Raw genomic sequence first — 26210 nt, forward strand, 5'->3', positions numbered from 1 at the left:
AAAGCTTGATTTGCTTCCACTCGAGAAGCGATGCTCAAAGATTTACTGCATGAATTTTACTTCAGTTAGTCACTCTTCAAGACTTGATATTTTTTTGCATCCGAAGATGCTGGATATCGCCTTGTGGAGTGCCCACACAGATTGTCTGATAAATTGTTAAAGAGCAGTGAGTTAGGCGCTTTCGCTTGCTAACTCGAGGTGGCGTATATTACGCTTTCCTCTTTCAGAGTCAACCCTAATTTTCAGGATTTTTTCTCTTTCTTCCCGACCGCTGTGTGAAGTGAATCACTTGCGCCGTGTCGATGGAGGCGCATTATAGGGATCCGAGTTTTTTGCACAACCCCTTTTTTGATCTTTTCTTTCTGTTTGCACACTTTTCAGCCCTTCCGGGTGGATCTTGTGCGATCAGGGCCATTTTCCGCAGGATCCGGCGCTGAGATTGGTTGTAATTCCATCGTCAGAGTCTAGTATTGCCGGTAAATATGATCCCGAGGTGAGGCAGCACTATGTCCGATGCAGTACGTTCTTATCTTCAATACACCCCTAAACTCGGTCAGCGCGTCCTGATCGATCCTTCCAGCGTCGTCATCGGCGACGTCGATCTGGCGGATGACGTCAGTATCTGGCCGCTGGTCGCCATCCGCGGCGACGTCAATGCGGTAAAGATCGGCGCACGCAGCAATATTCAGGACGGCAGCGTACTGCACGTGACTCATCGCTCCGAACATAACCCTGACGGTTATCCCCTGCTGATTGGAGAAGACGTGACCGTGGGCCATAAAGCGATGCTGCACGGCTGCGCCATCGGCAACCGAGTGCTGGTCGGTATGGGATCGATCCTGTTGGACGGTGCAGTAATAGAAGACGACGTGATGATTGGCGCCGGCAGTTTAGTGGCGCCAGGCAAACGTCTGGCCAGCGGCTATCTCTATATGGGTAGCCCGGCACGCCAGATTCGGCCGTTAACCGCCGCCGAGTTGGAAGGGTTGCTTTATTCTTCGAACAACTATGTACGCTGGAAAGATGAATACCTGTCGGAAGACATCTGACAGCCCCCCGTTCCCTATAAAGAGAACGGGGCGGGATTTATGCCGCCAGTTCGCTGCGCAGCTGGCGCAATACCGGCTCGATCTCTGGCATTACGCCGTGCCAAAGCAGGAAGGCATGCGCCGCCTGCCCCACCAGCATACCCAGCCCATCGGCATATTCCGTTGCCCCCTGCTTCTGCGCCCAGGCTAGAAACGGCGTGACGCCCTGCTGATAAAACATGTCATAGCAACGGGTTTGCGCGTTAACTACGCCCGCAGGCAACGCCGGGACCTCCCCGCTGATGCCGGACGCCGTCGCATTGATCACCAGATCGAACGCTTGCTGATCACATTGATCCATCGGCGCCGCCGAGATCTCCCCCAGATGCCGGAAAGCGTCGGCCAACTCTTGGGCCCGGCTGAAGGTACGGTTGGTGATTGTTAACCGGCAGCCGAAAGACAGCAGCGGCAGGATCACACCGCGCGCCGCACCGCCGGCGCCCACCAGCAGAATGCGATCCTGCGGCCGGATCAATTGCTGACGCTGCAGATCGGTCAGCAAACCGATGCCGTCGGTGTTATCCCCCAATAGATCGCCATTCGGCAACACCTTCAGAGTATTGACCGCACCAGCCATCGCTGCGCGCTCGCTCAGCTCAGAAGCGGCCGAATAAGCTCGCTCCTTGAAAGGCACCGTGACGTTCGCCCCCAGCCCTCCGGCATGAATAAACGCCTGCAGGCTGGTTTCAAAACCGTCCAGCGGCGCCAGCACTGTTCCATAAGGATGCTCAATGCCGGTCTGGGCAGCAAACAGCGCATGAATTCGCGGCGACTTGCTGTGGCCGATAGGGTTGCCAAATACCGCAAACTTCTCCATGCCTATTACCTCTAGCCCTGACGGATCTGTTCGCCGGTCAGAACATCTCTGATTTCGGAAGGATTAAGACGGCCGCCCACCTCGCCGGCCAATACCGGGAAAGCTTCGCCGAATTGCCGTGTAACCTCATCGGCACTGCGGCACGGCTCCAGCCCGCTGAGATTGGCGCTGGTCGACACCAGCGGCTTGCCGTACTGCCGGCACAGCAGCTGCACCAACGGATGATCGCTGACGCGCACCGCCAGCGAGCTGAAGCGCCCGGTCAACAAACGTGGCGTCTCCGGGCGAGCAGGCAACACCCAGGTTACCGGCCCAGGCCAGCTGGCAAACATCGTCGTGCGCTGCTGTTCGCTGAGCGCACTGTCGTCGATATAAGGTTTAAGCTGCGCATAGTCGGCGGCGATCAGAATCAGCCCCTTTTCCCACGGCCGCTGTTTCAGCGCCAGCAATGCATTGACCGCCTGTTCGCTGTCGGGATCGCAACCCAGGCCGAATACGGCTTCGGTAGGATAGGCAATCACCTGCTGTTGATGCAAAGCATCGATGATAGATAAAAGGTTCAGGCTTAATTCTGAGTTCATGATGTGATTATTCTGTAGTCGCGATGGGTTTTCCGCACAGCTTGCTGGCGCAGCACAGGACGGGCCCTTTTGCCGTGCGCTTTTCCATCAGCAGCGGATAATGGCAATAGGCGCATTCACCGGCGACAGGTTTAACATTGAGGGCGAACTGGCATTCCGGGTAACGATCGCAGGAATGAAAAACCTTGCCGTAACGCGACTTGCGCTGCAGCAGTTTGCCTTGGCCGCACTGCGGACAGGTAATGGCGGTTTCATCAGGCTTATCGATCACTTCAGTGTGATCGCATTGCGGATAATCGCTGCATCCGATAAACATGCCATAGCGCCCCTGGCGCAGCACCAACGTCGCCAGACACTTCGGGCACGGTTGCCCATCCAACACTTTGACGATATGCCCATCGGCCTGCGCTTTCAGCGGGCGAATATATTGGCATTCAGGATACTGGGAACAGCCGAGGAAGGGGCCGTGGCGACCGCTACGGATCACCAGCTCGGCCCCGCATTCCGGGCAGGGTTCATTTTGCCTGGCGGCAAAAATCGCGTTTTTTGTCATAACGTCTTCTATGCGCGTTATCGGCTCAATGCAGATAACCTTCGTTCACTTCAAACAACAGTTCTTCCATTTGCTGATAGGCGCTTTCATATCCGGGGATATTAAACAGCACCATCAACACGACCCATTTCAGATCTTCGAGATCGAATTCCGCATTATCCAAAGCCATAACGCGATCGATAACCATTTCACGGGTTTCGAGGTTCAATACCTGAATCTGTTCCAGGAACAGGAGAAAACCACGGCAGCCGGCGTCCAAACGCGCACCTTCCTCTTCGGTATAGATCCGCATTGCCAGCGGATCGGCATCCATAAAGTAAGGGGCATTTTGACCTTCTTGCAGGTCAGCCAACTTCTCAAGCCAATTCAACGCGTTGTAGATATCATCCCGATGAAACCCCGCCTGAGCGAGATCATCGGTCAGTTGATCCTGATCGACGCGCATCTCTGGTTCATTGTGGATATAAGTTTCAAACAAGTACATGAGTACGTCGAACATGGCTTGCCCTCCTTATTCGGACATAGCCGCCGGGTACAACTGCGATCCACCCTGCTAACTCCAGTTCGAGTAACTTGATTACCACCACTGGCACAGGTTGGCCGGCACGTTCAGCGACGACGTCAACAGGTGTCACCTCATCTCCTACGTTAGCCAACACATCGGCAAATGGCAATTCAACTTCAGCCTGCGACGCACAAATAGTTGTATTTTCGTTCAGTGACAGCCATTGAAGGCCGCTTCCCAGCAATTCGGCGATATCTTTCGGCCCGGTGACCAGATGCGCACCCTGCTGGATTAACCAATGCGTACCCTCACTCATCGGGTTTCCCAATGGCCCAGGCAAGGCGAACACCTCACGCCCCTGCTCCAACGCATAGCGAGCCGTCACCAAGGTACCGCTGCGCAGCGAAGCCTCTATGACCAGAACGCCCAGGCTGAGCCCGCTGATAATACGGTTACGGCGAGGAAAATGGTCGGCCAGAGGCAAGTCGGTGACTAAATGATCTGAAATCACAGCGCCGCCCTGCTCGACTATCTGCTCCGCGAGCCGGCGGTGCCGGCGCGGATAGATATTGCCCAGCCCGCTACCCAACACCGCAATCGTGCAGCCACCGGCCGCCAGCGCCGCACGATGGCAAATACCGTCGATGCCGATAGCCAGACCGCTGGTGATGGTGAAGCCGCAACGCGCCAATTCCTCGGCAAAATGGTTAGCCCAACGTTCGCCGTAGTGGCTGAACTGCCGGCTGCCAACCATGGCGAGCTGCGGGTGTAACAACGCCTGAGGATCGCCCTCGATCAGCAAAAATAGCGGCGCATCGTCGATCTGGGCCAGGCGTTCGGGATAGCCGGCCGCCCCATAGTTCAGCATACGGTGCGCCGGCAGCTCCAACCAACGCAGGCTGGCCGACAGATAACCGGGATCCAACTGGTTGAACTGCGTCTGCTGCCGTTCGTTCAATCCCAGCTCATGCAGCACGCGGCGAGGCTCGCAACCCATTTGCGATAGCTGCTGCACGATCCGGCCGGCCACGACGGTCTGTAGCCCCGTTACCCCTCGCATCCGTAAAGCGATCTCTTCCGGCCGCATCGTCTGTTCCCTCAGCAAAAACGGTGGTATTACCAATCTGAGCAATTGGTGCACAATGCTGTCAATCAGGTCGGGAAATGTCTAGAATAGAGGTTAAACCTCGTTCATTACTCGGATACAGATCTAAAGATATATGTCAGTCTTGCAGGTATTACATTTCCCAGACGAGCGTCTGCGCAAAGTCGCAGCGCCGGTAAAAGAAGTCAATGCAGATATCCAGCGCATCGTGGATGATATGTTTGAAACCATGTACGCAGAGGAAGGCATTGGCCTGGCTGCGACTCAGGTGGATATCCATCAGCGCATTATCGTGATCGACGTCTCCGAGAATCGCGATCAGCGCCTGGTGCTGATCAACCCGGAGCTGCTGGAAAAAAGCGGCGAAACCGGTATCGAGGAAGGCTGTCTTTCCATTCCCGAGCAGCGTGCGTTAGTGCCGCGCGCCGCGCAGGTGAAGATCCGCGCACTGGATCGTGAAGGCAAACCTTTCGAGCTGGAAGCGGACGACCTGTTGGCGATCTGCATCCAGCACGAGATGGATCACCTGATGGGCAAACTGTTCGTCGATTACCTGTCGCCGCTCAAGCGTCAGCGCATTCGTCAGAAACTGGAAAAAATGGCCAAGCTTCAAGCCCGCGCCTAACCGATCAGGAAATCAACGTGTCTGACTCTTTACGGATTATTTTCGCCGGAACACCAGACTTCGCAGCGCGTCATCTTGACGCGCTGTTGTCATCTGAGCACCAGATTGTCGGCGTTTTTACCCAGCCCGACCGCCCGGCAGGCCGCGGCAACAAGCTGACGCCCAGCCCGGTCAAAGTGCTTGCCGAGCAGCACCAACTGCCGGTATTTCAGCCCAAATCGCTGCGTCCCGAAGAGAGCCAGCGCCTGGTGGCCGATCTCAACGCCGACGTGATGGTGGTAGTGGCCTACGGGCTGATCCTGCCGCAGGCGGTGCTGGATATGCCGCGTCTCGGTTGCATCAACGTACATGGCTCGCTGCTGCCTCGCTGGCGCGGCGCGGCGCCGATCCAGCGTTCGCTCTGGGCCGGTGACAGCGAAACCGGCGTGACCATCATGCAGATGGACGTCGGTCTCGATACCGGTGACATGATGCACAAGATTGCTTGCCCGATTGAGAGCAGCGATACCAGCGCCAGTCTCTACGACAAGCTGGCACAGCTCGGCCCGCAGGGCATGTTGACTACGCTGCACCAAATGGCAGACGGCAGCGCCACCCGCGAAGTTCAGGATGAAGCGCTGGTCACCTACGCCGAGAAACTGAGCAAAGAAGAAGCTCGTCTCGACTGGACACTGTCCGCCGCACAGCTGGAGCGCTGCATCCGCGCCTTCAACCCTTGGCCGGTCAGCTATTTCACCATCGACGATCAACCGGTGAAAGTGTGGCAGGCCAGCGTACTGGCGCAAAGCGCCAACGCGGAGCCAGGCACCGTTGTCCATGCCGACAAGCACGGTATTCAGGTGGCGACTGCCGACGGTATCCTCAACCTGATCCAACTGCAGCCCGCCGGCAAGAAACCGATGTTGGCGCAAGACCTATTAAATTCACGTCGTGAATGGTTTACCCCGGGTAACCGGCTGTAAGTCACCCCACAGCCCGGCCGTTCATCGTCGGGCCGTTATTTTCTTAATGCCGATCGTTATCAGCTTCAGCCTATGAAAAATAATTACAATCTCCGCAGCATCGCTGCCAAAGCCATCGGCCAGGTACTGGATCAAGGGCAGTCGCTAAGCACTGTCCTGCCGGCACTGCAAACCTCCATCAGCGATAAAGACCGCGGGTTGCTGCAGGAACTGTGCTTCGGCACGTTACGTGTACTGCCGCAGCTTGAATGGTGTATTCAACAATTGATGGCCAAGCCGCTGACCGGCAAGCAGCGTACGCTGCACTATTTGCTGATGGTCGGCTTGTATCAGCTGTTGTATACCCGTATCCCGGCGCACGCCGTGCTGGCAGAAACCGTGGAAGGCGCGGTAGCGCTGAAACGCCCGCAGTTGAAAGGCCTGATTAACGGTGTCTTGCGGCAGTTCCAGCGCCAGCAGGAAGACCTGCTACAGCGCGCTGCCAACAACGACAGCCGCTATCTGCACCCGAGCTGGTTGCTGAAACGCATTCAACAAGCTTATCCCGCCAACTGGGAACAGATCGTCGACGCCAATAACCAGAAGCCACCAATGTGGCTGCGCGTCAACCGCCTGCATCACAGCCGCGAAGCTTACCTGCAGCTGTTGACCGACACCGGCATCGCCGCGGAGCCTCATGCAGACTATGCCGACGCAGTGCGGTTGCTGGCGCCTTGCGCCGTGGCCGATCTGCCTGGGTTCGCCGACGGCTGGGTCACCGTGCAAGATGCCTCAGCCCAGGGCTGTGTCGATCTGTTGGATCCGCAAGACGGCGAACATATCCTCGATTTGTGCGCCGCTCCTGGCGGCAAAACCACGCATATTCTGGAAGCGGCGCCGAAAGCGCACGTCATGGCCGTCGATATCGACGAACAGCGTCTGGCACGGGTGAAGGAAAACCTGCAGCGCCTGCGTTTGCACGCAGAAGTTAAGCTGGGCGATGGCCGCACTCCGCAACAATGGTGCGGTGACAAACAGTTCGACCGTATCCTGTTGGACGCGCCTTGTTCCGCTACCGGCGTGATCCGCCGTCACCCCGACATCAAATGGCTGCGCCGCGATCGCGACATCGCCGAACTCGCCGCGCTTCAGGCCGAGATCCTGGAAGCCGTCTGGCCGCATCTGAAATCGGGCGGCGTGATGGTTTACGCCACCTGCTCTATCCTGCCGGATGAAAACAGCAGCCAGATCGCCGCGTTCTTGCAGCGCCACGCCGATGCCAAGCTGGTTGAAACCGGCGATGCGCAGCGGCCAGGGCGGCAGAATATCCCGCATCCCGAGGACGGCGATGGCTTCTTTTACGCTAAGCTGATTAAAATGTAATTCTTCAGGGCGTGCTCGCGCGCCCTAAGTCTTTCAGTGTGAAGCAGAGAACACGATGAAAATAATTATTCTTGGTGCCGGTCAGGTTGGCGGGACGCTGGCGGAAAACCTGGTGGGTGAAAACAACGACATCACCGTCGTCGATACCGATTCCGGTCGGTTACGTCAGCTGCAGGATAAATTCGATCTTCGGGTGGTTCAGGGACATGGCTCCCATCCTCGGGTGCTGCGCGAAGCCGGCGCAGAAGACGCCGACATGCTAGTCGCCGTCACCAACTCCGACGAAACCAACATGATCGCCTGCCAGATCGCCTATTCTCTGTTTAATACTCCCAACCGTATCGCCCGCATCCGCGCGCCGGAATACATCCGCGAGTCGGAGAAACTGTTCCTGCCGGAAGCGGTGCCAATCGACCATCTGATTTCGCCGGAGCAGCTGGTCATTGACTATATCTACAAGCTGATTGAGTACCCCGGGGCACTGCAGGTGGTTAACTTCGCCGAAGGCAAGGTCAGCATCGCCGCGGTTAAAGCCTATTACGGCGGCCCGCTGGTCGGCAATGCGCTCTCTTCAATGCGCGAACACATGCCGCATATTGACACCCGCGTCGCCGCTATTTTCCGCCAGGATCGGCCGATCCGTCCGCAAGGCTCGACCATTATCGAAGCCGGTGATGAAGTGTTCTTCGTCGCCGCCTCACAGCACATCCGCGCGGTGATGAGCGAACTGCAGCGGCTGGAAAAACCGTATAAGCGCATCATGATCGTCGGCGGCGGCAACGTCGGCGCCGGCCTGGCCGCCAAACTAGAAAAAGACTACAACGTCAAACTGATCGAGCGGAATCAGCAACGCGCCGCCGAACTCGCCGAACAGCTGCACGATACCATCGTGTTCTACGGCGATGCCTCCGATCAGGAACTGCTGGCCGAAGAGCACGTCGAGCAGGTGGATGTTTTCATCGCCATCACCAACGACGATGAGGCCAACATCATGTCCGCCATGCTGGCTAAGCGCATGGGCGCCAAGAAGGTAATGGTATTGATCCAGCGCCGCGCCTATGTCGATCTGGTGCAGGGCAGCGTGATTGATATCGCCATTTCGCCGCAGCAGGCGACCATCTCCGCCCTGTTGGGGCACGTGCGCAAAGCGGATATCGTCAGCGTTTCGTCGCTGCGCCGCGGCGTGGCGGAAGCGATCGAGGCGATTGCCCACGGCGATGAAAGCACCTCCAAAGTGGTCGGCCGCATCGTCGAAGATATCAAGTTGCCACCGGGGACGACCATCGGTGCGATCGTGCGTGGCGACGACGTGATCATTGCCAACGGCAATAGCAAAATCGAACAGGGCGATCACGTCATCATGTTTATTACCGACAAGAAATTCGTGCCTGACGTTGAACGCTTGTTCCAACCGAGCCCGTTCTTCTTGTAGAACGAATTTATTTGGCTATGGTCTATAATCGCGTGGTTGTTCTCTGCCTTGAGAGGAGATAAAACTTCTCTCCTTTTGTGGCAAAGGGAAATTGCTTTGTTAAACTTGAGTTATTAATTCTGCAAGGGGTGCGTTCTATGAGTATGTTGAAAGAGTTTCGCGAATTTGCCATGCGTGGCAACGTGGTCGATCTGGCCGTCGGTGTGATTATCGGTGCCGCATTCGGCAAGATCGTTTCGTCCTTCGTGGCTGATATCATCATGCCACCGCTGGGCTTACTGATCGGCGGCGTCGACTTTAAACAGTTCCATCTGGTATTACGTGAAGCTCAGGGCGCCGTACCGGCGGTGGTAATGAACTACGGTTCATTCATCCAAACCGTATTCGACTTCGTGATTGTCGCCTTCGCCATCTTCCTGGCGATTAAATTGATGAACAAAATGCGCCGCAAACAAGAAGAAGTGCCCGCAGCGCCGCCGGCACCTACCGCAGAAGAGAAACTGCTGACGGAAATCCGTGATTTGCTGAGCCAGCAACAGCAGCCAAAACTGTAAGACAGCGTTTGGTTATGCCAATAAAAAGCCACCTGATGAAGGTGGCTTTTTTAATACTTAAAACCAGAAGGCCAGTGGTAAATTATCGCTTGATAGTTTACCACTGGCCTCCCAGTTACCGCCTTTGTTGTGTTTTTCTTTACGCCGATAGCTGCCTTTACCTTTCACATTCTTTTCTACCCGCTGACGGAATAGAGGATCATGCAGCAGCGCCTCAATGGCGTTATCTTGAATCTGGCCTTTGGTGTGACGATATTTCGTCATGATAATGCTCCTGTAAAATATGAGGGATAAAACGGGGCGATAATACTGCCGGCAATATAAAAATTAAAGTGCCGTCAGCAACCTTTTTTGCCTTTGTCATCGCTGGCGCCCTGTTCCAAAGCTTCCAGGATCGAACAATAATTGCTGGTATGGGCAGTGCCACAGCAGGCGTCGCTCAGCCGCTTCAACGATTCACGCATACGCGTCAGCTCAGCCAACTTGCTTTCCACTTCGCTCAGGCGCGCATCAACGATCGACTTTGACTCCTGGCAGGTATGATGCTCAGGATCGACGCGGATCGACAGCAGCTCAGCGATCGTTTCCAGAGTAAATCCCAACTGCTTAGCATAGCGAATAAAGCGCAGCCGTTGAAGATCCTGCTCGGTGTAGAGTCGATAACCGCCCTCGGTGCGGACATTGTGATCCATCATGCCCTGCTTTTCATAGTAACGCACGGTATCAGGCGTTACTTCGGCAAGCTTGGCCAACTGACCTATCTTGAACATTACTGCTCCTCTCGGGTGAACTTGCCATCCAGTGCGCATTGATATTCACCATGCAAGAAATCCGTGCTCATCCCAGCCTGACGCAATCGATGTTCCAACAGCAACATGCGCTTGCTGAGATCGACATAGTCTGGATGCTCACTGTTGATCCCTTGCAGTAAGCGAGCAACGGTTAGTGCCTCTTTGCGATCTTCCAGTTCCGGTGGCAAGTAACCGGCATTTTTCAGCAGACGGTAACCGGCGCGTAGTTCAGCCGGCACCGCGCTATCGTCTTCCAGCGCTAATGGTTGTCCCTGGCCGGGCAAATTGTCGAACTCGCCTTTATCTTGGGCATCAAGGATATGACGTTCCGCCCATTGATCGAGCAACCCCATGGCAAACAGCCTCGGTTAGCCTAATGATTAAGCCTTAGCATAGCGGATAGGGGCGAGGATCTTAAGCACAGCGGGGGAATTGCGCACATTTGGCTGGATTTGGACGTAAAAAAACCGGGCAAGCCCGGTTTTTTTACGCGTCTACAGATTACTCTGCAGTTGCCACTTCTGCTTGAGACTCAGCACGATCAACCAGCTCGATGTATGCCATCGGCGCGTTGTCGCCTGCGCGGAAGCCACACTTCAGAATGCGAGTGTAACCACCGGCACGGCTCGCGAAACGCGGGCCCAGCTCGTTAAACAGTTTTGCCACGATCTCGTTATCACGAGTACGGGCGAATGCCAGACGACGATTAGCTACGCTGTCGGTCTTGGCAAGAGTAATCAGCGGCTCAACAACGCGACGCAGCTCTTTTGCTTTTGGCAGGGTCGTCTTGATGATCTCATGACGAACCAAAGAGCCGGCCATGTTACGGAACATAGCCTGGCGATGGCTGCTGTTACGGTTCAGTTGACGACCACTCTTACGATGGCGCATGACCTTATCCTTCTCAGTAAAACCTTAACCTGTGATCCGGTTACTCGTCAGCAATGCTTGCCGGCGGCCAGTTTTCCAGGCGCATGCCCAGAGACAGACCACGTGAGGCCAGCACGTCTTTAATCTCGGTAAGAGATTTTTTACCCAGGTTTGGCGTTTTCAGCAACTCAACCTCGGTACGCTGTACCAGATCACCGATGTAGTGGATAGCTTCTGCCTTGAGGCAGTTAGCAGAGCGGACAGTCAATTCCAGATCGTCAACAGGGCGCAGCAAGATCGGATCGAACTCTGGTTTCTCTTCTTTAACTTCCGGCTGACGTACATCACGCAGGTCAACGAAAGCTTCAAGTTGTTCAGCCAGAATGGTGGCCGCACGGCGGATCGCCTCTTCAGGATCGATCGTGCCATTGGTCTCCATCTCGATGACCAGCTTATCCAAGTCAGTACGCTGTTCTACACGCGCAGCTTCAACATTGTAGGCGATACGCTCTACAGGGCTGTAGCAGGCGTCAACCAACAGACGACCGATTGGGCGCTCATCTTCTTCCGAATGAATTCGGGCAGAAGCCGGCACATAACCGCGACCGCGCTGAACTTTGATACGCATGCTGATAGCCGCGTTCTCATCAGTCAGGTGGCAAATCACGTGCTGAGGCTTGACGATTTCGACATCACCATCATGGGTGATGTCGGCAGCGGTCACAGGGCCAATGCCAGATTTATTCAGGGTAAGAATAACTTCGTCTTTGCCTTGAACTCTCACCGCCAGCCCTTTCAGGTTGAGCAGGATCTCCAGGATATCTTCCTGTACGCCTTCTTTGGTGCTGTACTCATGCAGTACACCATCAATCTCAACCTCGGTCACCGCGCAACCCGGCATAGATGAAAGCAGAATACGGCGCAGTGCGTTGCCAAGAGTATGGCCAAAGCCACGCTCTAAAGGCTCAAGGGTCACCTTGGCGTGCGTCGAACTGACTTGCTCGATATCTACCAGGCGCGGTTTTAGAAACTCTGTCACAGAACCCTGCATTGTGTCCTCTCTTTGGTACTAAGCTTTACTTGGAGTAAAGCTCGACGATCAGGTGTTCGTTAATGTCCGCAGACAGATCGGTACGTTCAGGCATACGCTTGAACACGCCTTCCATCTTAGCAGCATCAACTTCCAGCCAAGTCGGCTTTTCACGCTGCTCAGCCAGCTCCAGAGAAGCTTTAACACGAGACTGCTTTTTAGCTTTCTCGCGGATGCTGACTACGTCATTCGGAGATACCTGATAAGAAGCGATGTTAACAACGTGACCGTTTACCATAACTGCTTTGTGGCTAACCAGCTGACGTGACTCTGCACGAGTAGCGCCGAAGCCCATACGGTAAACAACGTTGTCCAGACGACCTTCCAGCAGCTGCAACAGGTTTTCACCGGTGTTGCCCTTCAGGCGGGTTGCTTCTTTGTAATAGTTACGGAATTGACGCTCCAGAATGCCGTACATACGGCGAACTTTCTGCTTCTCACGCAACTGAACACCGTAATCAGACAGACGCGGTTTACGCGCACCGTGCTGACCAGGTGCTTGTTCAATTTTACACTTGGAATCGATCGCGCGAACGCCAGACTTAAGGAACAGGTCTGTGCCCTCACGACGGCTCAGCTTGAGCTTAGGACCCAAATATCTTGCCATTTTCTTTCTCCAACAATCCTAAAAGCTGCGTTACACGCGGCGCTTTTTCGGCGGACGACAACCGTTATGAGGGATCGGAGTCACATCAGTAATATTAGTGATGCGGAAACCAGCCGCGTTCAGAGCGCGGATAGTAGACTCACGACCAGGACCAGGTCCTTTAACCATAACTTCCAGGTTCTTGATACCGTATTCTTTTACTGCGTCGGCACAACGTTCTGCTGCAACCTGTGCTGCGAACGGAGTGGACTTACGAGAACCACGGAAACCGGAACCACCGGCTGTTGCCCAACCCAAAGCATTACCCTGACGATCAGTGATGGTAACGATGGTGTTGTTGAAAGAAGCATGGATATGAGCCACGCCGTCAGAGACTTGCTTTCTTACACGCTTACGTGTACGAACAGGTGCCTTTGCCATTATTCAATAACCCCGATTATTTCTTGATCGGCTTGCGCGGACCCTTACGGGTACGAGCGTTGGTCTTGGTGCGCTGACCGCGTACCGGCAGACCACGACGATGACGCAAACCACGATAGCAACCAAGGTCCATAAGACGCTTGATGCTCAGGGTAATTTCACGACGCAAATCACCCTCAACGGTGTATTTGGCAACTGCATCACGAAGCTTTTCGATTTGCTCTTCAGACAGCTCACTGATCTTAACATTTTCAGCAATACCCGTGGATGCACAGATAGCCTGTGAACGGGTTTTACCGATACCGAAGATCGACGTTAAGGCGATAACGGTATGTTTATGATCAGGAATGTTAATGCCTGCTATACGGGCCACTATGCACTCCTACTATTTTATACAGCAACACCATTCTGAAAAGCCCGTTTTCAGGATACTCAAATAATGTTGCAGTGCGACATACAAAAGATTGGCTGGCTAATCTAGCCAGCTCAACCCAACTTTGCAAGAAAAATATGCGAGATAATCAGCCTTGACGCTGTTTATGCTTCGGCTCGGCGCTGCAAATCACACGAACGACACCGTTACGCTTAACGATTTTGCAGTTACGACATAATTTCTTGACGGAAGCACGAACTTTCATTTTTACTCTCCGTAACTTCTCAAACGAATCTGACTAGCGGTTATAGCCTTTCAGATTTGCTTTCTTCAATGCAGACTCGTACTGACTTGACATCATCAGAGTTTGCACTTGAGCCATAAAGTCCATGATGACGACAACCACGATCAGTAGCGAGGTACCACCAAAGTAGAATGGTACTTTCATTGCATCACGCATGAACTCCGGGATCAGGCAGATGAAAGTAATGTACATCGCGCCCACCAGGGTTAAACGCGTCATTACTTTATCGATATACTTCGCCGTTTGCTCTCCCGGACGAATTCCTGGTACGAAGGCACCGGACTTCTTCAGGTTATCTGCTGTCTCACGCGGGTTGAAAACCAACGCCGTGTAGAAGAAACAGAAGAAGATGATTGCAGACGCATAGAGTAACACATAAAGCGGTTGCCCTGGCTGCAAATACAGCGAAATCGTAGTCAGCCAGTTCCAACCGGTACCGCCCCCAAACCATGATGCAATCGTGGCCGGGAACAGAATAATGCTGGAAGCGAAAATCGCCGGGATAACACCCGCCATGTTCACTTTCAACGGTAAATGTGTACTCTGTGCTGCATAAACACGACGACCTTGTTGACGCTTCGCATAGTTAACGACGATACGACGTTGACCACGCTCGATGAAAACAACGAAGAAGGTTACTGCAAACACCAATACTGCAACCAACAGCAGCAGGAGGAAGTGCAGGTCGCCTTGCCGCGCTTGCTCGATAGTATGGGCCACTGCCGGCGGGAGCCCCGCTACAATACCCGCGAAGATAATGATCGAGATACCGTTGCCGATACCACGCTCAGTAATCTGCTCACCCAGCCACATCAGGAACATTGTCCCGGTTACCAGGCTCACAACCGCAGTAAAGTAGAATGCAAAGCCTGGGTTTAACACCAGGCCCTGCATACCAGGCATATTCGGCAGACCGGTAGCAATACCAATCGACTGGAATATGGCCAATACCAGCGTACCGTAACGGGTGTACTGGCTAATCTTGCGACGGCCAGCCTCCCCTTCTTTCTTGATTTCCGCCAACGCTGGATGAACCACCGTCAGCAGCTGGATAATGATCGATGCCGAGATATACGGCATGATCCCCAGAGCAAAGATAGAAGCACGGCTGAGGGCACCACCAGAGAACATGTTAAACATTTCAATGATAGTGCCTCTCTGCTGCTCAAGCAATTTGGCAAGCACAGTGGCATCGATACCAGGAATCGGAATGAAAGAGCCGATGCGGAAGACAATCAGCGCGCCGATGACAAACAAAAGTCTGCGCTTCAGCTCGCCGAGCCCGCCTTTAGCACTTTGAAAATCTAATCCTGGTTGCTTAGCCATCTGCTACTTATTCCTCAATTTTACCGCCAGCAGCCTCGATAGCAGCACGAGCGCCTTTGGTGACACGCAGACCACGCAGGGTTACCGGACGAGCGACTTCGCCAGAAAGTACAACTTTCGCGAATTCGATCTGGACACCAACTACGTTAGCGGCTTTCAGCGCGTTCAGGTCGATAACATCGCCTTCAACCAGAGCCAGTTCAGACAGACGAACTTCTGCCGTGATCATCGCTTTGCGTGAAGTGAAGCCGAATTTCGGCAGACGACGGTACAGAGGCATCTGACCACCTTCAAAACCACGACGTACGCCACCGCCAGAACGAGACTTCTGACCTTTGTGACCACGGCCGCCGGTTTTACCCAGGCCAGAACCAATACCACGACCTACACGCTTAGGCGCATGCTTGGCACCTTCAGCCGGAGACAGAGTATTTAAACGCATCTGTTACTCCTCAACTTTAACCATGTAGGAAACCAGGTTGACCATACCGCGAACAGCAGGAGTATCCTCGCGCTCTACGGTGTGACCAATACGACGCAGACCCAGACCGAGCAGAGTAGCTTTATGCTTCGGCAGACGGCCAATTGAGCTGCGAGTTTGTGTAACTTTAATAGTCTTAGCCATGGTCAATTACCCCAGAATGTCGGCAACGGATTTACCACGCTTAGCAGCGACCATTTCAGGAGACTTCATATTCGCCAGAGCGTCGATAGTTGCACGAACCACGTTGATCGGGTTGGTGGAACCATAAGCTTTAGCCAATACGTTGTGCACCCCAGCAACTTCGAGAACGGCGCGCATTGCACCACCCGCGATGATACCGGTACCTTCATGAGCAGGCTGCATGAACACGCGAGAACCCGTGTGAGCGCCCTTAACAGGGTGCTGCAGGGTGCCGCTGTTCAGCGCGACGTTCATCATGTTGCGACGGGCTTTTTCCATCGCTTTCTGGATCGCTGCTGGAACTTCGCGTGCTTTGCCGTAGCCAAAACCAACGCGACCGTTACCATCACCAACTACAGTCAGTGCGGTAAAGCTGAAAATACGGCCACCTTTTACGGTTTTAGATACGCGGTTTACCGCGATCAGCTTTTCCTGCAGTTCGCCAGCTTGTTTTTCGATGTGAGCCATCTTAAACCTCTTCCTTAGAACTGAAGGCCAGCTTCACGGGCAGCATCTGCCAGTGCCTGGACTCGACCATGATATTGGAAACCGGAACGGTCAAAGGATACTTTCGCAATCCCTTTTTCCAACGCGCGCTCAGCCAGAGCTTTACCTACGGCTGCTGCTGCGTCTTTGTTACCGGAATACTTCAGTTGCTCCGCGATAGCTTTTTCTAAAGTAGAAGCGGCTACCAGTACTTCAGAACCGTTTGGAGCAATCACCTGTGCGTAAATATGACGCGGGGTACGATGTACCACCAGGCGGGTTGCACCCAGCTCTTGGAGCTTGCGGCGTGCGCGGGTCGCACGACGGATACGAGCAGATTTCTTATCCATAGTGTTACCTTACTTCTTCTTAGCCTCTTTGGTACGCACGACTTCGTCGGCGTAACGAACACCTTTGCCTTTGTAAGGCTCAGGACGACGGTAAGCGCGCAGATCTGCTGCTACCTGGCCAATAACCTGCTTATCAGCGCCTTTCAGCACGATCTCAGTTTGGCTTGGGCATTCAGCAGTGATACCTGCCGGCAGCTGGTGATCGATAGGGTGAGAGAAGCCCAGGGCCAAATTCACCACGTTGCCTTTAACGGCAGCACGATAACCAACACCTACCAGTTGAAGCTTTTTGGTGAAGCCTTCGGTAACACCAACAACCATTGCGTTCAGCAGAGCGCGCGTGGTACCCGCTTGAGCCCATGCGTTAGCAAAACCTTCGCGCGGAGCGAAAGTCAGTGCGTTAGCTTCTTGCTTCACTTCAACGGCGTCGTGGATAGTACGAGTCAACTCGCCGTTTTTACCCTTAATCGAAATAACCTGACCGTTGAGTTTTACCTCTACGCCGGCAGGAATGACGACGGGTGCTTTTGCAACACGAGACATTCTTTCCTCCCGAATTAAGCTACGTAGCAGATAATCTCGCCACCAAGACCAGCCTGGCGAGCTGCACGATCGGTCATAACACCTTTAGAGGTAGAAACAACAGCGATACCCAAACCGGCCATAACTTTTGGCAGCTCATCTTTTTTCTTGTAGATGCGCAGACCTGGACGGCTGATACGTTGAATGCTTTCTACCACAGCTTTGCCCTGGAAGTACTTCAGTACCAGTTCCAGAACAGGCTTGGCGTCGCCTTCGATTTTGAAATCTTCAATAAAACCTTCTTCCTTCAGCACGTTGGCAATTGCCACTTTCAGCTTGGAGGAAGGCATGGTGACCGCAACTTTGTTCGCGGCTTGACCGTTACGGATACGGGTCAGCATATCCGCGATCGGATCTTGCATGCTCATCTGTCTTTACTCCCGTGATTCAATTGGTAATTACCAGCTAGCCTTTTTCAAGCCTGGTACTTCACCGCGCATAGCGGCTTCACGAAGCTTAATACGGCTCAACCCGAATTTGCCCACATAACCATGTGGACGGCCAGTTTGGCGGCAGCGTTTACGCTGACGAGACGGGCTGGAATCACGCGGCAGAGTTTGCAGCTTGAGAACGGCATTCCAACGATCTTCATCGGATGCGTTCACATCAGAGATAATAGCTTTCAGTTCAGCGCGTTTTGCAAAGAACTTGTCAGCTAATTTCACGCGCTTGACTTCGCGTGCTTTCATTGATTGCTTAGCCATCAGTAACCCTGCCTTACTTGCGGAACGGGAAGTTAAAAGCAGCCAGCAGCGCGCGGCCTTCATCATCAGATTTCGCAGTAGTGGTAATGGTAATATCCAAACCACGAACGCGATCGACTTTGTCGTAGTCGATTTCTGGGAAGATGATTTGCTCACGCACGCCCATGCTGTAGTTGCCACGGCCATCGAATGACTTGGCGGACAGGCCACGGAAGTCACGGATACGTGGAACAGCAATGGAGATCAGACGCTCAAAGAACTCCCACATGCGTTCGCCACGCAGAGTTACTTTACAGCCGATCGGATAGCCCTGACGGATTTTGAAGCCTGCAACAGATTTGCGGGCTTTGGTGATCAACGGTTTTTGACCGGAGATAGCTGCCAGGTCCGCTGCGGCGTTATCCAGCAGTTTCTTGTCAGCAATCGCTTCACCAACACCCATGTTCAGGGTGATCTTCTCGACCCGAGGGACTTGCATGACAGAGTTGTAATCAAACTGAGACATCAGTTGTTTGACTACCTCGTCTTTGTAGTAATCATGCAGTTTCGCCATCGTATTACTCCAAATTACTTGATAGTTTCGCTGTTAGACTTGAAGAAACGGACTTTTTTGCCGTCTTCGAATCTAAAGCCTACACGGTCAGCCTTGCCGGTAGCCGCGTTGAAGATAGCAATGTTAGAAACCTGAATTGCAGCTTCTTTTTCAACAATGCCGCCTGGTTGGTTCAGAGCCGGAACCGGCTTCTGGTGTTTCTTAACCAGGTTGATGCCTTCAACAATGACCTTGCCAGCAGACAGGACATTTTTTACTTTACCGCGCTTACCTTTGTCTTTCCCGGTAATCACGATAACTTCGTCATCACGACGGATCTTCGCTGCCATGTTCGCTCCTTAGAGTACTTCTGGTGCCAGAGAGATAATTTTCATGAACTTCTCATTACGCAGTTCACGAGTTACCGGCCCAAAAATACGCGTACCGATAGGCTGCTCGCTGTTATTGTTCAAAATAACGCATGCATTGCCATCGAAGCGAATGACAGAACCGTCCGGGCGACGTACACCCTTCTTGGTGCGCACCACTACCGCCTTCAGAACATCGCCTTTCTTCACCTTACCGCGAGGAATTGCTTCCTTGATGGTAATTTTGATGATGTCGCCGACGCCTGCGTAGCGACGGTGCGAGCCACCTAGAACCTTGATACACATTACGCGACGTGCACCGGAGTTGTCGGCGACGTTCAGCATAGTCTGTTCTTGGATCATTTTAGTGCTCCGCTAATGTCAACTACTACTTTAAAGACCCAAGTAAAAATTAGGCCGTTGAAAAGCCCCATAACCGAGGGCGCAGCATTATAACACCGCTTACTTGGTATGGGTAGAAAAAATAAACGGCTCATTTTCTGAGCCGTTTATTAAGTGAGAGCCAGCTACTCTATTACAGAATCGCTTTCTCTACAACGCGAACCAACGTCCAGGACTTAGTCTTGGACAGTGGGCGGCATTCGCGGATTTCCACCACGTCGCCGGTACCACATTCGTTGTTCTCGTCATGTACGTGCAGCTTGGTCGTACGTTTGATGAATTTCCCGTAGATCGGGTGCTTCACAGTACGTTCGATAGCAACAACGATGGATTTTTCCATTTTATCGCTAACAACACGACCCTGCAGGGTACGGATAACTTCAGTCATTTACACACCCGCCTTTTGAGTCAGTAAAGTCTTAACGCGTGCGACGTCACGACGCACTTGTTTCAACAGGTGAGTTTGTTGCAGCTGGCCACTGGCCGCCTGCATGCGCAAGTTGAATTGCTCACGCAGCAGGTTGAGCAGCTCGGCATTCAGCTCTTCAACGCTTTTTTCACGCAGCTCTTGTGCTTTCATTACATCACCGTCTTAGTTACAAAGGTGGTTTTGATCGGCAGTTTCGCTGCTGCCAGTTTGAATGCCTCGCGGGCAACCTCTTCTGGCACGCCGTCCATTTCGTACAGGACCTTACCAGGCTGGATCAGGGCAACCCAATACTCCACGTTACCCTTACCTTTACCCATACGCACTTCCAGCGGCTTCTCGGTGATCGGTTTGTCCGGGAATACACGGATCCAGATCTTGCCTTGACGCTTAACTGCACGAGTCATTGCACGACGAGCTGCTTCGATTTGACGAGCAGTCAGACGGCCACGGCCAACAGCTTTCAGACCGAAAGTGCCGAAGCTAACATCCGTACCTTGCGCCAGACCACGGTTGCGGCCCTTGTGCACCTTACGGAATTTTGTACGCTTTGGTTGTAACATCAGCGACTCTCCTTACTTGCGGCCTTTACGCTGCTGCTTTTTAGGTTGAGCAGCCGGTTCCGGTTGTTCAACTGCAGCCATACCACCCAGGATCTCACCTTTGAAGATCCATACCTTAACGCCGATTACACCATAAGTGGTGTGCGCTTCAGATGTGTTGTAGTCGATGTCCGCACGCAGAGTGTGCAATGGAACACGACCTTCGCGGTACCATTCGGTACGTGCGATTTCAGCGCCGCCAAGACGGCCGCTTACTTCAACTTTGATACCTTTAGCGCCAAGACGCATTGCGTTCTGTACTGCACGCTTCATAGCACGACGGAACATAACGCGACGTTCCAGCTGAGAAGTGATGCTGTCAGCAACCAATTTAGCGTCGAGTTCCGGTTTACGGACTTCGGCGATGTTGATCTGTGCAGGAACGCCAGCGATGTCCGCTACGACCTTGCGCAGTTTTTCGACGTCTTCACCTTTCTTGCCGATAACGATGCCTGGGCGAGCAGTGTGAATGGTCACACGGATGCTCTTCGCAGGACGCTCGATAACGATGCGAGAAACGGAAGCTTTCGACAGTTCCTTAGTCAGGAATTGACGAACTTTAAAGTCGCTGTCCAGGTTGTCAGCGAATTCTTTGGTATTCGCATACCAAGTAGAGTTCCAAGGTTTGACAATACCCAGGCGAATACCATTAGGATGTACTTTCTGACCCATTGCTAGTCTCCAGAGTCTCAGCGATCGGACACAACCACAGTAATGTGGCTGGTGCGCTTCAGGATGCGATCTGCACGACCTTTTGCACGCGGCATAATGCGCTTCATGCTTGGGCCTTCGTCTACGAAGATTTTCGTAACTTTCAGATCATCGATGTCAGCGCCATCGTTGTGTTCTGCGTTAGCAATGGCAGACTCCAGCACTTTCTTAACCAGACCAGCAGCTTTCTTGTTGGTGTAGGTCAGAGTTTCCAGAGCTTGCGACACTTTCTTACCGCGAATCAGGTCAGCAACAAGGCGAACCTTCTGAGCAGAAGAACGAGCGTGGCGATGTTTAGCGATAGTTTCCATCTCTTCCTCCTACCTTAGCGCTTTTTAGCTTTTTTATCAGCCGCATGGCCGCGATAAGTACGAGTCGGCGCGAATTCACCCAGTTTGTGACCGACCATTTCATCGGAAACGAACACTGGTACGTGCTGACGACCATTATGGACAGCGATGGTCAAACCGATCATGTTAGGAAAGATCGTTGAACGACGGGACCAAGTGCGCAAAGGCTTCTTGTCACCGCTTTCCACCGCTTTCTCTACCTTCTTCAGCAAGTGCAGGTCAATAAAAGGACCTTTCTTGAGAGAACGTGGCATGGCTTATCCTCTAATTATTTTTTGCTACGGCGACGTACGATGAACTTATCAGTACGCTTGTTGCTACGGGTCTTCTTACCTTTGGTCTGAACGCCCCACGGAGTTACCGGGTGCTTACCAAAGTTACGACCTTCACCACCACCGTGCGGGTGATCTACCGGGTTCATCGCCGTACCGCGAACGGTAGGACGAACACCACGCCAACGTGCAGCACCTGCTTTACCCAGAACGCGAAGCATGTGTTCAGCGTTACCGACTTCACCCAGGGTGGCGCGGCAATCAGCTGGAACTTTACGCATTTCGCCAGAGCGCAGACGCAGAGTTACGTAGGAACCATCACGAGCAACGATCTGAACGTAGGCACCAGCGGAGCGAGCCATCTGGCCGCCTTTACCTGGTTTCATTTCTACGTTGTGAACCGTTGAACCAACTGGAATGTTGCGCATCGGCAGGGTGTTGCCCGCTTTGATTGCAGCATCAACGCCAGATTGAATCTGGTCACCAGCTTTCAGGCCTTTCGGCGCCAGGATGTAACGGCGTTCGCCGTCTTTGTACAGAACCAGCGCGATGTTCGCGGAACGGTTCGGATCGTACTCCAGACGCTCAACCACAGCAGGGATACCGTCTTTGTTGCGCTTGAAGTCAACCAGACGATAATGTTGCTTGTGGCCACCACCGATATGACGGGTGGTGATACGGCCATTGTTGTTACGACCACCGCTTTTGCTCAGTTTTTCCAGCAGCGGGGCATAAGGTTTACCCTTGTGCAGCTCAGGGTTAACCACTTTAACAACGTGGCGACGACCCGGAGATGTAGGTTTACATTTAACAATTGCCATTGTTCTTACTCCTCCGACTTACTCTGCGCCGCCGATGAAGTCCAGATTCTGGCCTTCTTTCAGGGTGACGTAAGCTTTTTTCCAGTCGCTACGACGACCAACACGCTGACCGTGACGCTTCACTTTCCCTTTAACTACCAGGGTGTTCACGTCTTCGACTTCGACTTCAAACAGTTTCTGCACTGCAGCTTTGATTTCTGCTTTGGTCGCGTCTTTGGCAACTTTGAGAACGATGGTGTTGCTTTTTTCCATCGCAGCGGATGCTTTTTCAGATACGTGCGGTGCACGCAGCACTTTCAGCAAACGTTCTTCACGGATCATGCCAGCATCTCCTCAACTTGCTTCACAGCATCAGCAGTCATAACCACTTTGTCGAAGGCGATCAGGCTAACCGGATCGATACCTGCTACATCGCGCACGTCAACCTTGTACAGGTTGCGAGCTGCCAGGAACAGATTCTCATCCAGTTCACCGGTCACGATCAGCACGTCTTCCAGAGCCATATCTTTCAGTTTCTGTGCCAGCAGCTTAGTTTTAGGCGCTTCTACAGAGAACTTCTCGACAACGATCAGACGATCTTGACGTACCAGCTCGGACAGGATGCTTTTCAGCGCGCCGCGGTACATCTTTTTGTTTACTTTCTGACTGTGGTCCTGTGGCTTAGCAGCAAAGGTCACGCCGCCTGAACGCCAGATCGGGCTCTTTACAGAACCTGAACGCGCACGGCCGGTGCCTTTCTGACGCCATGGCTTTTTGCCGGAACCAGTTACTTCAGCACGGGTCTTCTGAGCACGGGTACCTTGACGGGCACCTGCTGCATAAGCAACAACAACCTGGTGTACCAGCGCTTCGTTGAAATCACGACCGAAGGTAGTTTCGGAAACAGTCAGCGCGCTTTGCGCGTCTTTCAATACTAATTCCATTGCTATCCCCTTACGCCTTCACAGCTGGTTTAACGATCAGGTTGCCACCGGTTGCGCCCGGTACAGCACCCTTAACCAGCAGCAGGTTGCGCTCAGCGTCAACACGTACTACGTCCAGGCTCTGAACGGTTACGCGCTCATCACCCAGGTGGCCAGCCATTTTCTTGCCTTTGAACACTTTGCCCGGAGTCTGGTTCTGACCGATAGAACCCGGAACGCGGTGAGACAAGGAGTTACCGTGGGTAGCGTCTTGGGTACGGAAGTTCCAGCGCTTAACAGTGCCAGCAAAACCTTTACCTTTAGAAGTACCGGTAACATCGACTTTTTTAACGTCAGCGAAGATTTCTACGCTAATTTCCTGACCTGCAGCGAACTCTTGACCTTCTTCAAGGCGGAATTCCCACAGACCACGGCCAGCTTCAACGCCAGCTTTAGCGAAATGGCCCGCTTCCGGCTTGGTTACACGGTTAGCTTTTTTGCTACCAGTGGTAACCTGAACGGCACGGTAACCGTCGGTGTCCAGGCTTTTAACCTGAGTCACGCGGTTCGCTTCAATTTCAATTACGGTTACTGGGATAGAAACGCCATCTTCAGTGAAGATACGGGTCATACCCACTTTTTTACCGACTAAACCAATCATTGTTTCAACCTCTCAATCGCTCAATGACCTGATTAACCCAGGCTGATCTGCACGTCTACACCGGCAGCCAGATCCAGACGCATCAGAGCATCAACGGTTTTCTCGGTTGGCTCAACGATGTCAACCAGACGCTTGTGAGTGCGAATCTCGTACTGATCGCGCGCGTCTTTGTTGACGTGCGGAGAGATCAGAACGGTAAAGCGCTCTTTGCGAGTTGGCAGCGGGATCGGACCACGGACTTGCGCACCAGTGCGCTTTGCAGTCTCGACGATTTCCGCGGTTGATTGATCGATCAGACGATGATCAAACGCTTTCAGGCGGATACGGATTCTTTGGTTCTGCATGAGACCAGAGCTCCAATTATTTATAAACGTAAATAATTACTCCTCACACCCATTTCGATTGATGGGGGAGTGTAATCGTCAACATATAACCCCCATATCGGGAGTATTGTTCGAAAGGCAAAAAAGGCCTGCCAATCGACTGATTCGCTAAAATCAGGCTTACCAAGATTAGGTAAGCCCGCGCATTATACGCAAAATGGCCCAGGAAGCAAGCCGCAGTTGGAAATATGCTCAGGAAATCGTCATTTTTGCGCGTTCAGTGTCAGTTTGCGGGTTAGCACGGTGAGCAGGGAATGAATTATGCTTAGGGTGGGTTGAGCTCTCCCCTGCCCCGCCGTGAAAACGGCCGCCGGCAGGAGAGGCAATGGCGAATAGGCTGAAGGCTTTACTCTTTGCGCTCCAAAATCTGGGCCTGGGCATAGTTTTGAATACCGAGGCGAGCGATGAGGTCCAGCTCGGTTTCCAGCCAGTCGATATGCTCTTCTTCATCGGCCAGGATATCGATCATCAAATCGCGGCTGACATAATCGTGAATAGAATCGGCATAGGCGATACCTTCACGCAGGTTCTTGGCACCAGCCAGCTCCAGAGCCAGATCGGAACGCAGCATCTCTTCAATATCTTCGCCGATGTTCAGCTTGCCGAGATCTTGCAGGTTAGGAAGCCCTTCCAGGAACAGGATACGCTCTATGTAGCGATCGGCATGTTTCATTTCGTCGATCGACTCGTGGTATTCCTTGTCGTTGAGGCGCATTAAGCCCCAATTCTTGAACATGCGGGCGTGCAGGAAATATTGATTGATGGCAACCAGCTCGTTGCCGAGCAGCTTGTTGAGGTGAGCAATGATCTTTTTATCGCCTTTCATAGGTAACTCCTCCTGGCCAGTTCTAAAAGTGTAGAACCTGTAAGCCAAGAGTCAAAAATAACCTTACCCTTTGTTAGGCAACTTCATGCATTGGGATGATAGTTCCGCGTTCCTCCACCATAATCTGTCTTGCCTGACGAATGCACTTTCCACAATCGGTACCAATCGGCACAAGTTCACGCAGCTGCTTCATGGTATGGGGATTGTGCTGACGCACCGCATTACGGATCGCTTTGTCAGTCACCGCATTACACAGACATACATACATAGAGAGACTCACTTCTTAACCAATGCATTGAGTCTAAATAGGAATGGTTTTTATTTCAATTAAGATTTGAGCAAATTGCATAAAAAAAGGGCACCGAAGTGCCCCTTTTTTGTGTCGAAAAATTATTCGCGATTAAGCGATAACTTTAGCAACAACACCAGCGCCTACAGTACGGCCGCCTTCACGGATTGCGAAACGCAGACCGTCGTCCATCGCGATTGGGTGAATCAGGGTGACAACCATGTTCACGTTGTCGCCTGGCATTACCATCTCTACGCCTTCTGGCAGTTCGATGGTACCGGTCACGTCAGTAGTACGGAAGTAGAACTGTGGACGGTAGCCTTTGAAGAATGGCGTGTGACGACCACCTTCATCTTTGCTCAGGATGTACACTTCAGATTCGAACTGGGTGTGCGGCTTGATGGAGCCTGGTTTAGCCAGTACCTGACCACGTTCGATTTCTTCACGTTTGATACCACGCAGCAGAACACCTACGTTCTCACCAGCACGGCCTTCGTCCAGCAGTTTGCGGAA

The 26210-nt window shown here is 53.0% G+C and carries 44 protein-coding genes and 1 pseudogene; 6 read left to right on the forward strand and 39 right to left on the reverse strand.

All coding sequences use genetic code 11. The annotated features are described in order from the left end of the window. Window positions 1–506 precede the first annotated feature (506 nt). A complete protein-coding gene (locus ACJ8J5_RS24345; RefSeq protein WP_025304486.1) occupies window positions 507–1049 on the forward strand; it encodes a gamma carbonic anhydrase family protein in 543 nt (180 codons plus the stop codon). A gap of 37 nt (window positions 1050–1086) precedes the next feature. Here ACJ8J5_RS24345 and aroE read toward each other — a convergent pair whose 3' ends face one another. Genes aroE through dprA form a run of 5 tightly spaced genes read right to left on the reverse strand, consistent with a single transcriptional unit; the run spans window position 1087 to window position 4631 of the window. Continuing rightward, window positions 1087–1905, reverse strand: a complete 819-nt coding sequence (aroE, locus tag ACJ8J5_RS24350) for a shikimate dehydrogenase (RefSeq protein WP_025304487.1) — start codon at window positions 1903–1905, stop codon at window positions 1087–1089. Window positions 1906–1916: 11 nt separating this feature from the next. Beyond that, window positions 1917–2486 (reverse strand): L-threonylcarbamoyladenylate synthase type 1 TsaC, encoded by a 570-nt coding sequence (gene tsaC / locus ACJ8J5_RS24355; protein ID WP_308370355.1) that lies wholly within the window; start codon window positions 2484–2486, stop codon window positions 1917–1919. Between the two features lie 7 nt (window positions 2487–2493). Further along, a complete protein-coding gene (locus ACJ8J5_RS24360) occupies window positions 2494–3039 on the reverse strand; it encodes a DNA topoisomerase family protein (RefSeq protein ID WP_414105105.1) in 546 nt (181 codons plus the stop codon). Between the two features lie 25 nt (window positions 3040–3064). Then, the gene (smg, locus tag ACJ8J5_RS24365) at window positions 3065–3538 is read right to left on the reverse strand and encodes a DUF494 family protein Smg (RefSeq protein ID WP_025160381.1); all 474 of its coding nucleotides are present in this window, start codon (window positions 3536–3538) and stop codon (window positions 3065–3067) included. After that, the gene (dprA, locus tag ACJ8J5_RS24370; RefSeq protein WP_414105106.1) at window positions 3510–4631 is read right to left on the reverse strand and encodes a DNA-protecting protein DprA; all 1122 of its coding nucleotides are present in this window, start codon (window positions 4629–4631) and stop codon (window positions 3510–3512) included. Before dprA ends, smg begins: the two co-directional genes overlap by 29 nt. Before the next feature lie 133 nt (window positions 4632–4764). On the opposite strand from dprA, the gene def reads away from it, so the two are divergent. From def to mscL, 5 genes are all read left to right on the forward strand, one after another. Continuing rightward, a complete protein-coding gene (gene def, locus ACJ8J5_RS24375; protein ID WP_015379260.1) occupies window positions 4765–5274 on the forward strand; it encodes a peptide deformylase in 510 nt (169 codons plus the stop codon). Window positions 5275–5291: 17 nt separating this feature from the next. Continuing rightward, window positions 5292–6236 carry a methionyl-tRNA formyltransferase gene (gene fmt, locus ACJ8J5_RS24380; protein WP_089181396.1) on the forward strand — a complete coding sequence of 315 codons (945 nt, stop codon included), beginning with the start codon at window positions 5292–5294 and terminating at the stop codon, window positions 6234–6236. A gap of 72 nt (window positions 6237–6308) precedes the next feature. Then, the gene (gene rsmB, locus ACJ8J5_RS24385) at window positions 6309–7598 is read left to right on the forward strand and encodes a 16S rRNA (cytosine(967)-C(5))-methyltransferase RsmB (RefSeq protein WP_414105107.1); all 1290 of its coding nucleotides are present in this window, start codon (window positions 6309–6311) and stop codon (window positions 7596–7598) included. A 55-nt stretch (window positions 7599–7653) separates the two neighbouring features. Further along, the gene (gene trkA / locus ACJ8J5_RS24390; protein ID WP_004929716.1) at window positions 7654–9030 is read left to right on the forward strand and encodes a Trk system potassium transporter TrkA; all 1377 of its coding nucleotides are present in this window, start codon (window positions 7654–7656) and stop codon (window positions 9028–9030) included. 137 nt (window positions 9031–9167) lie between these two features. After that, window positions 9168–9584, forward strand: a complete 417-nt coding sequence (gene mscL / locus ACJ8J5_RS24395; RefSeq protein ID WP_049208534.1) for a large-conductance mechanosensitive channel protein MscL — start codon at window positions 9168–9170, stop codon at window positions 9582–9584. Window positions 9585–9641: 57 nt separating this feature from the next. Here the strand turns inward: mscL and ACJ8J5_RS24400 are convergent, their stop codons facing one another. The 34 genes and pseudogenes from ACJ8J5_RS24400 to tuf all read right to left on the reverse strand — a co-directional run. Beyond that, window positions 9642–9848, reverse strand: a complete 207-nt coding sequence (locus ACJ8J5_RS24400) for an alternative ribosome-rescue factor A (protein WP_033639242.1) — start codon at window positions 9846–9848, stop codon at window positions 9642–9644. A gap of 74 nt (window positions 9849–9922) precedes the next feature. Continuing rightward, entirely contained in the window at window positions 9923–10354 is a 432-nt protein-coding gene (gene zntR, locus ACJ8J5_RS24405) for a Zn(2+)-responsive transcriptional regulator (RefSeq protein WP_016930321.1), read from the reverse strand. Continuing rightward, the gene (locus tag ACJ8J5_RS24410) at window positions 10354–10728 is read right to left on the reverse strand and encodes a DUF1992 domain-containing protein (RefSeq protein WP_049208531.1); all 375 of its coding nucleotides are present in this window, start codon (window positions 10726–10728) and stop codon (window positions 10354–10356) included. Before ACJ8J5_RS24410 ends, zntR begins: the two co-directional genes overlap by 1 nt. Window positions 10729–10876: 148 nt before the next feature. Beyond that, complete coding sequence (rplQ, locus tag ACJ8J5_RS24415) at window positions 10877–11266, reverse strand: 50S ribosomal protein L17 (protein ID WP_004929726.1); 390 nt, start codon at window positions 11264–11266, stop codon at window positions 10877–10879. A gap of 40 nt (window positions 11267–11306) precedes the next feature. Beyond that, window positions 11307–12296 (reverse strand): DNA-directed RNA polymerase subunit alpha, encoded by a 990-nt coding sequence (locus ACJ8J5_RS24420; RefSeq protein WP_002919219.1) that lies wholly within the window; start codon window positions 12294–12296, stop codon window positions 11307–11309. 25 nt (window positions 12297–12321) lie between these two features. Next, a complete protein-coding gene (gene rpsD / locus ACJ8J5_RS24425; protein WP_025304496.1) occupies window positions 12322–12942 on the reverse strand; it encodes a 30S ribosomal protein S4 in 621 nt (206 codons plus the stop codon). A 30-nt stretch (window positions 12943–12972) separates the two neighbouring features. After that, the gene (gene rpsK, locus ACJ8J5_RS24430) at window positions 12973–13362 is read right to left on the reverse strand and encodes a 30S ribosomal protein S11 (RefSeq protein WP_004929731.1); all 390 of its coding nucleotides are present in this window, start codon (window positions 13360–13362) and stop codon (window positions 12973–12975) included. 16 nt (window positions 13363–13378) lie between these two features. Further along, window positions 13379–13735: a 30S ribosomal protein S13 gene (gene rpsM / locus ACJ8J5_RS24435; RefSeq protein ID WP_004929734.1), complete on the reverse strand. Its 357-nt coding sequence runs from the start codon at window positions 13733–13735 to the stop codon at window positions 13379–13381. A 148-nt stretch (window positions 13736–13883) separates the two neighbouring features. Continuing rightward, window positions 13884–14000 carry a 50S ribosomal protein L36 gene (gene rpmJ, locus ACJ8J5_RS24440; RefSeq protein ID WP_002227352.1) on the reverse strand — a complete coding sequence of 39 codons (117 nt, stop codon included), beginning with the start codon at window positions 13998–14000 and terminating at the stop codon, window positions 13884–13886. A gap of 33 nt (window positions 14001–14033) precedes the next feature. Continuing rightward, window positions 14034–15365 (reverse strand): preprotein translocase subunit SecY, encoded by a 1332-nt coding sequence (secY, locus tag ACJ8J5_RS24445; RefSeq protein ID WP_004929740.1) that lies wholly within the window; start codon window positions 15363–15365, stop codon window positions 14034–14036. Window positions 15366–15372: 7 nt separating this feature from the next. After that, a complete protein-coding gene (gene rplO, locus ACJ8J5_RS24450) occupies window positions 15373–15807 on the reverse strand; it encodes a 50S ribosomal protein L15 (RefSeq protein WP_004929742.1) in 435 nt (144 codons plus the stop codon). A gap of 3 nt (window positions 15808–15810) precedes the next feature. Next, window positions 15811–15990, reverse strand: a complete 180-nt coding sequence (rpmD, locus tag ACJ8J5_RS24455; RefSeq protein ID WP_048232028.1) for a 50S ribosomal protein L30 — start codon at window positions 15988–15990, stop codon at window positions 15811–15813. A 6-nt stretch (window positions 15991–15996) separates the two neighbouring features. After that, entirely contained in the window at window positions 15997–16497 is a 501-nt protein-coding gene (rpsE, locus tag ACJ8J5_RS24460) for a 30S ribosomal protein S5 (RefSeq protein ID WP_004929747.1), read from the reverse strand. A gap of 14 nt (window positions 16498–16511) precedes the next feature. Continuing rightward, a complete protein-coding gene (gene rplR, locus ACJ8J5_RS24465) occupies window positions 16512–16865 on the reverse strand; it encodes a 50S ribosomal protein L18 (protein WP_004929748.1) in 354 nt (117 codons plus the stop codon). A 9-nt stretch (window positions 16866–16874) separates the two neighbouring features. Beyond that, a complete protein-coding gene (gene rplF / locus ACJ8J5_RS24470; protein ID WP_004929751.1) occupies window positions 16875–17408 on the reverse strand; it encodes a 50S ribosomal protein L6 in 534 nt (177 codons plus the stop codon). A gap of 14 nt (window positions 17409–17422) precedes the next feature. Next, the gene (rpsH, locus tag ACJ8J5_RS24475; protein WP_004929753.1) at window positions 17423–17815 is read right to left on the reverse strand and encodes a 30S ribosomal protein S8; all 393 of its coding nucleotides are present in this window, start codon (window positions 17813–17815) and stop codon (window positions 17423–17425) included. 30 nt (window positions 17816–17845) lie between these two features. Further along, a complete protein-coding gene (gene rpsN, locus ACJ8J5_RS24480; RefSeq protein ID WP_004929754.1) occupies window positions 17846–18151 on the reverse strand; it encodes a 30S ribosomal protein S14 in 306 nt (101 codons plus the stop codon). A gap of 13 nt (window positions 18152–18164) precedes the next feature. Next, complete coding sequence (rplE, locus tag ACJ8J5_RS24485) at window positions 18165–18704, reverse strand: 50S ribosomal protein L5 (RefSeq protein ID WP_004929756.1); 540 nt, start codon at window positions 18702–18704, stop codon at window positions 18165–18167. A gap of 14 nt (window positions 18705–18718) precedes the next feature. After that, window positions 18719–19033, reverse strand: a complete 315-nt coding sequence (gene rplX, locus ACJ8J5_RS24490) for a 50S ribosomal protein L24 (protein ID WP_004929758.1) — start codon at window positions 19031–19033, stop codon at window positions 18719–18721. A gap of 9 nt (window positions 19034–19042) precedes the next feature. Continuing rightward, complete coding sequence (gene rplN / locus ACJ8J5_RS24495; protein ID WP_000613954.1) at window positions 19043–19414, reverse strand: 50S ribosomal protein L14; 372 nt, start codon at window positions 19412–19414, stop codon at window positions 19043–19045. 172 nt (window positions 19415–19586) lie between these two features. After that, window positions 19587–19841, reverse strand: coding sequence for a 30S ribosomal protein S17 (rpsQ, locus tag ACJ8J5_RS24500; RefSeq protein ID WP_004929760.1), 255 nt, complete (start codon window positions 19839–19841; stop codon window positions 19587–19589). Beyond that, entirely contained in the window at window positions 19842–20033 is a 192-nt protein-coding gene (rpmC, locus tag ACJ8J5_RS24505) for a 50S ribosomal protein L29 (protein WP_004929762.1), read from the reverse strand. It lies immediately after the preceding gene. Continuing rightward, window positions 20033–20443, reverse strand: a complete 411-nt coding sequence (gene rplP / locus ACJ8J5_RS24510) for a 50S ribosomal protein L16 (protein WP_004929764.1) — start codon at window positions 20441–20443, stop codon at window positions 20033–20035. The genes rpmC and rplP overlap by 1 nt, the downstream gene beginning before the upstream one ends. Window positions 20444–20455: 12 nt before the next feature. Beyond that, entirely contained in the window at window positions 20456–21154 is a 699-nt protein-coding gene (gene rpsC / locus ACJ8J5_RS24515) for a 30S ribosomal protein S3 (protein ID WP_004929766.1), read from the reverse strand. Between the two features lie 17 nt (window positions 21155–21171). Continuing rightward, a complete protein-coding gene (gene rplV, locus ACJ8J5_RS24520; protein WP_002223844.1) occupies window positions 21172–21504 on the reverse strand; it encodes a 50S ribosomal protein L22 in 333 nt (110 codons plus the stop codon). Window positions 21505–21518: 14 nt separating this feature from the next. Then, window positions 21519–21797 (reverse strand): 30S ribosomal protein S19, encoded by a 279-nt coding sequence (gene rpsS, locus ACJ8J5_RS24525; protein WP_004929772.1) that lies wholly within the window; start codon window positions 21795–21797, stop codon window positions 21519–21521. 14 nt (window positions 21798–21811) lie between these two features. Then, the gene (gene rplB / locus ACJ8J5_RS24530; protein WP_004929775.1) at window positions 21812–22636 is read right to left on the reverse strand and encodes a 50S ribosomal protein L2; all 825 of its coding nucleotides are present in this window, start codon (window positions 22634–22636) and stop codon (window positions 21812–21814) included. Window positions 22637–22654: 18 nt separating this feature from the next. Next, window positions 22655–22957: a 50S ribosomal protein L23 gene (gene rplW, locus ACJ8J5_RS24535; protein ID WP_004951179.1), complete on the reverse strand. Its 303-nt coding sequence runs from the start codon at window positions 22955–22957 to the stop codon at window positions 22655–22657. Next, entirely contained in the window at window positions 22954–23559 is a 606-nt protein-coding gene (rplD, locus tag ACJ8J5_RS24540) for a 50S ribosomal protein L4 (RefSeq protein WP_004929779.1), read from the reverse strand. The genes rplW and rplD overlap by 4 nt, the downstream gene beginning before the upstream one ends. Before the next feature lie 10 nt (window positions 23560–23569). Continuing rightward, complete coding sequence (rplC, locus tag ACJ8J5_RS24545) at window positions 23570–24199, reverse strand: 50S ribosomal protein L3 (protein ID WP_015379265.1); 630 nt, start codon at window positions 24197–24199, stop codon at window positions 23570–23572. 32 nt (window positions 24200–24231) lie between these two features. Further along, complete coding sequence (gene rpsJ / locus ACJ8J5_RS24550; RefSeq protein WP_001181005.1) at window positions 24232–24543, reverse strand: 30S ribosomal protein S10; 312 nt, start codon at window positions 24541–24543, stop codon at window positions 24232–24234. Between the two features lie 385 nt (window positions 24544–24928). After that, entirely contained in the window at window positions 24929–25408 is a 480-nt protein-coding gene (bfr, locus tag ACJ8J5_RS24555) for a bacterioferritin (protein WP_019456183.1), read from the reverse strand. 73 nt (window positions 25409–25481) lie between these two features. Beyond that, window positions 25482–25676, reverse strand: a complete 195-nt coding sequence (bfd, locus tag ACJ8J5_RS24560; protein WP_015379266.1) for a bacterioferritin-associated ferredoxin — start codon at window positions 25674–25676, stop codon at window positions 25482–25484. A 132-nt stretch (window positions 25677–25808) separates the two neighbouring features. Next, a pseudogene (tuf, locus tag ACJ8J5_RS24565) lies at window positions 25809–26210 on the reverse strand (elongation factor Tu); the annotation flags it as partial.

Origin of the sequence: Serratia sp. CY43202 (genome assembly GCF_052168755.1) — a bacterium.
GTDB lineage: Bacteria > Pseudomonadota > Gammaproteobacteria > Enterobacterales > Enterobacteriaceae > Serratia > Serratia bockelmannii.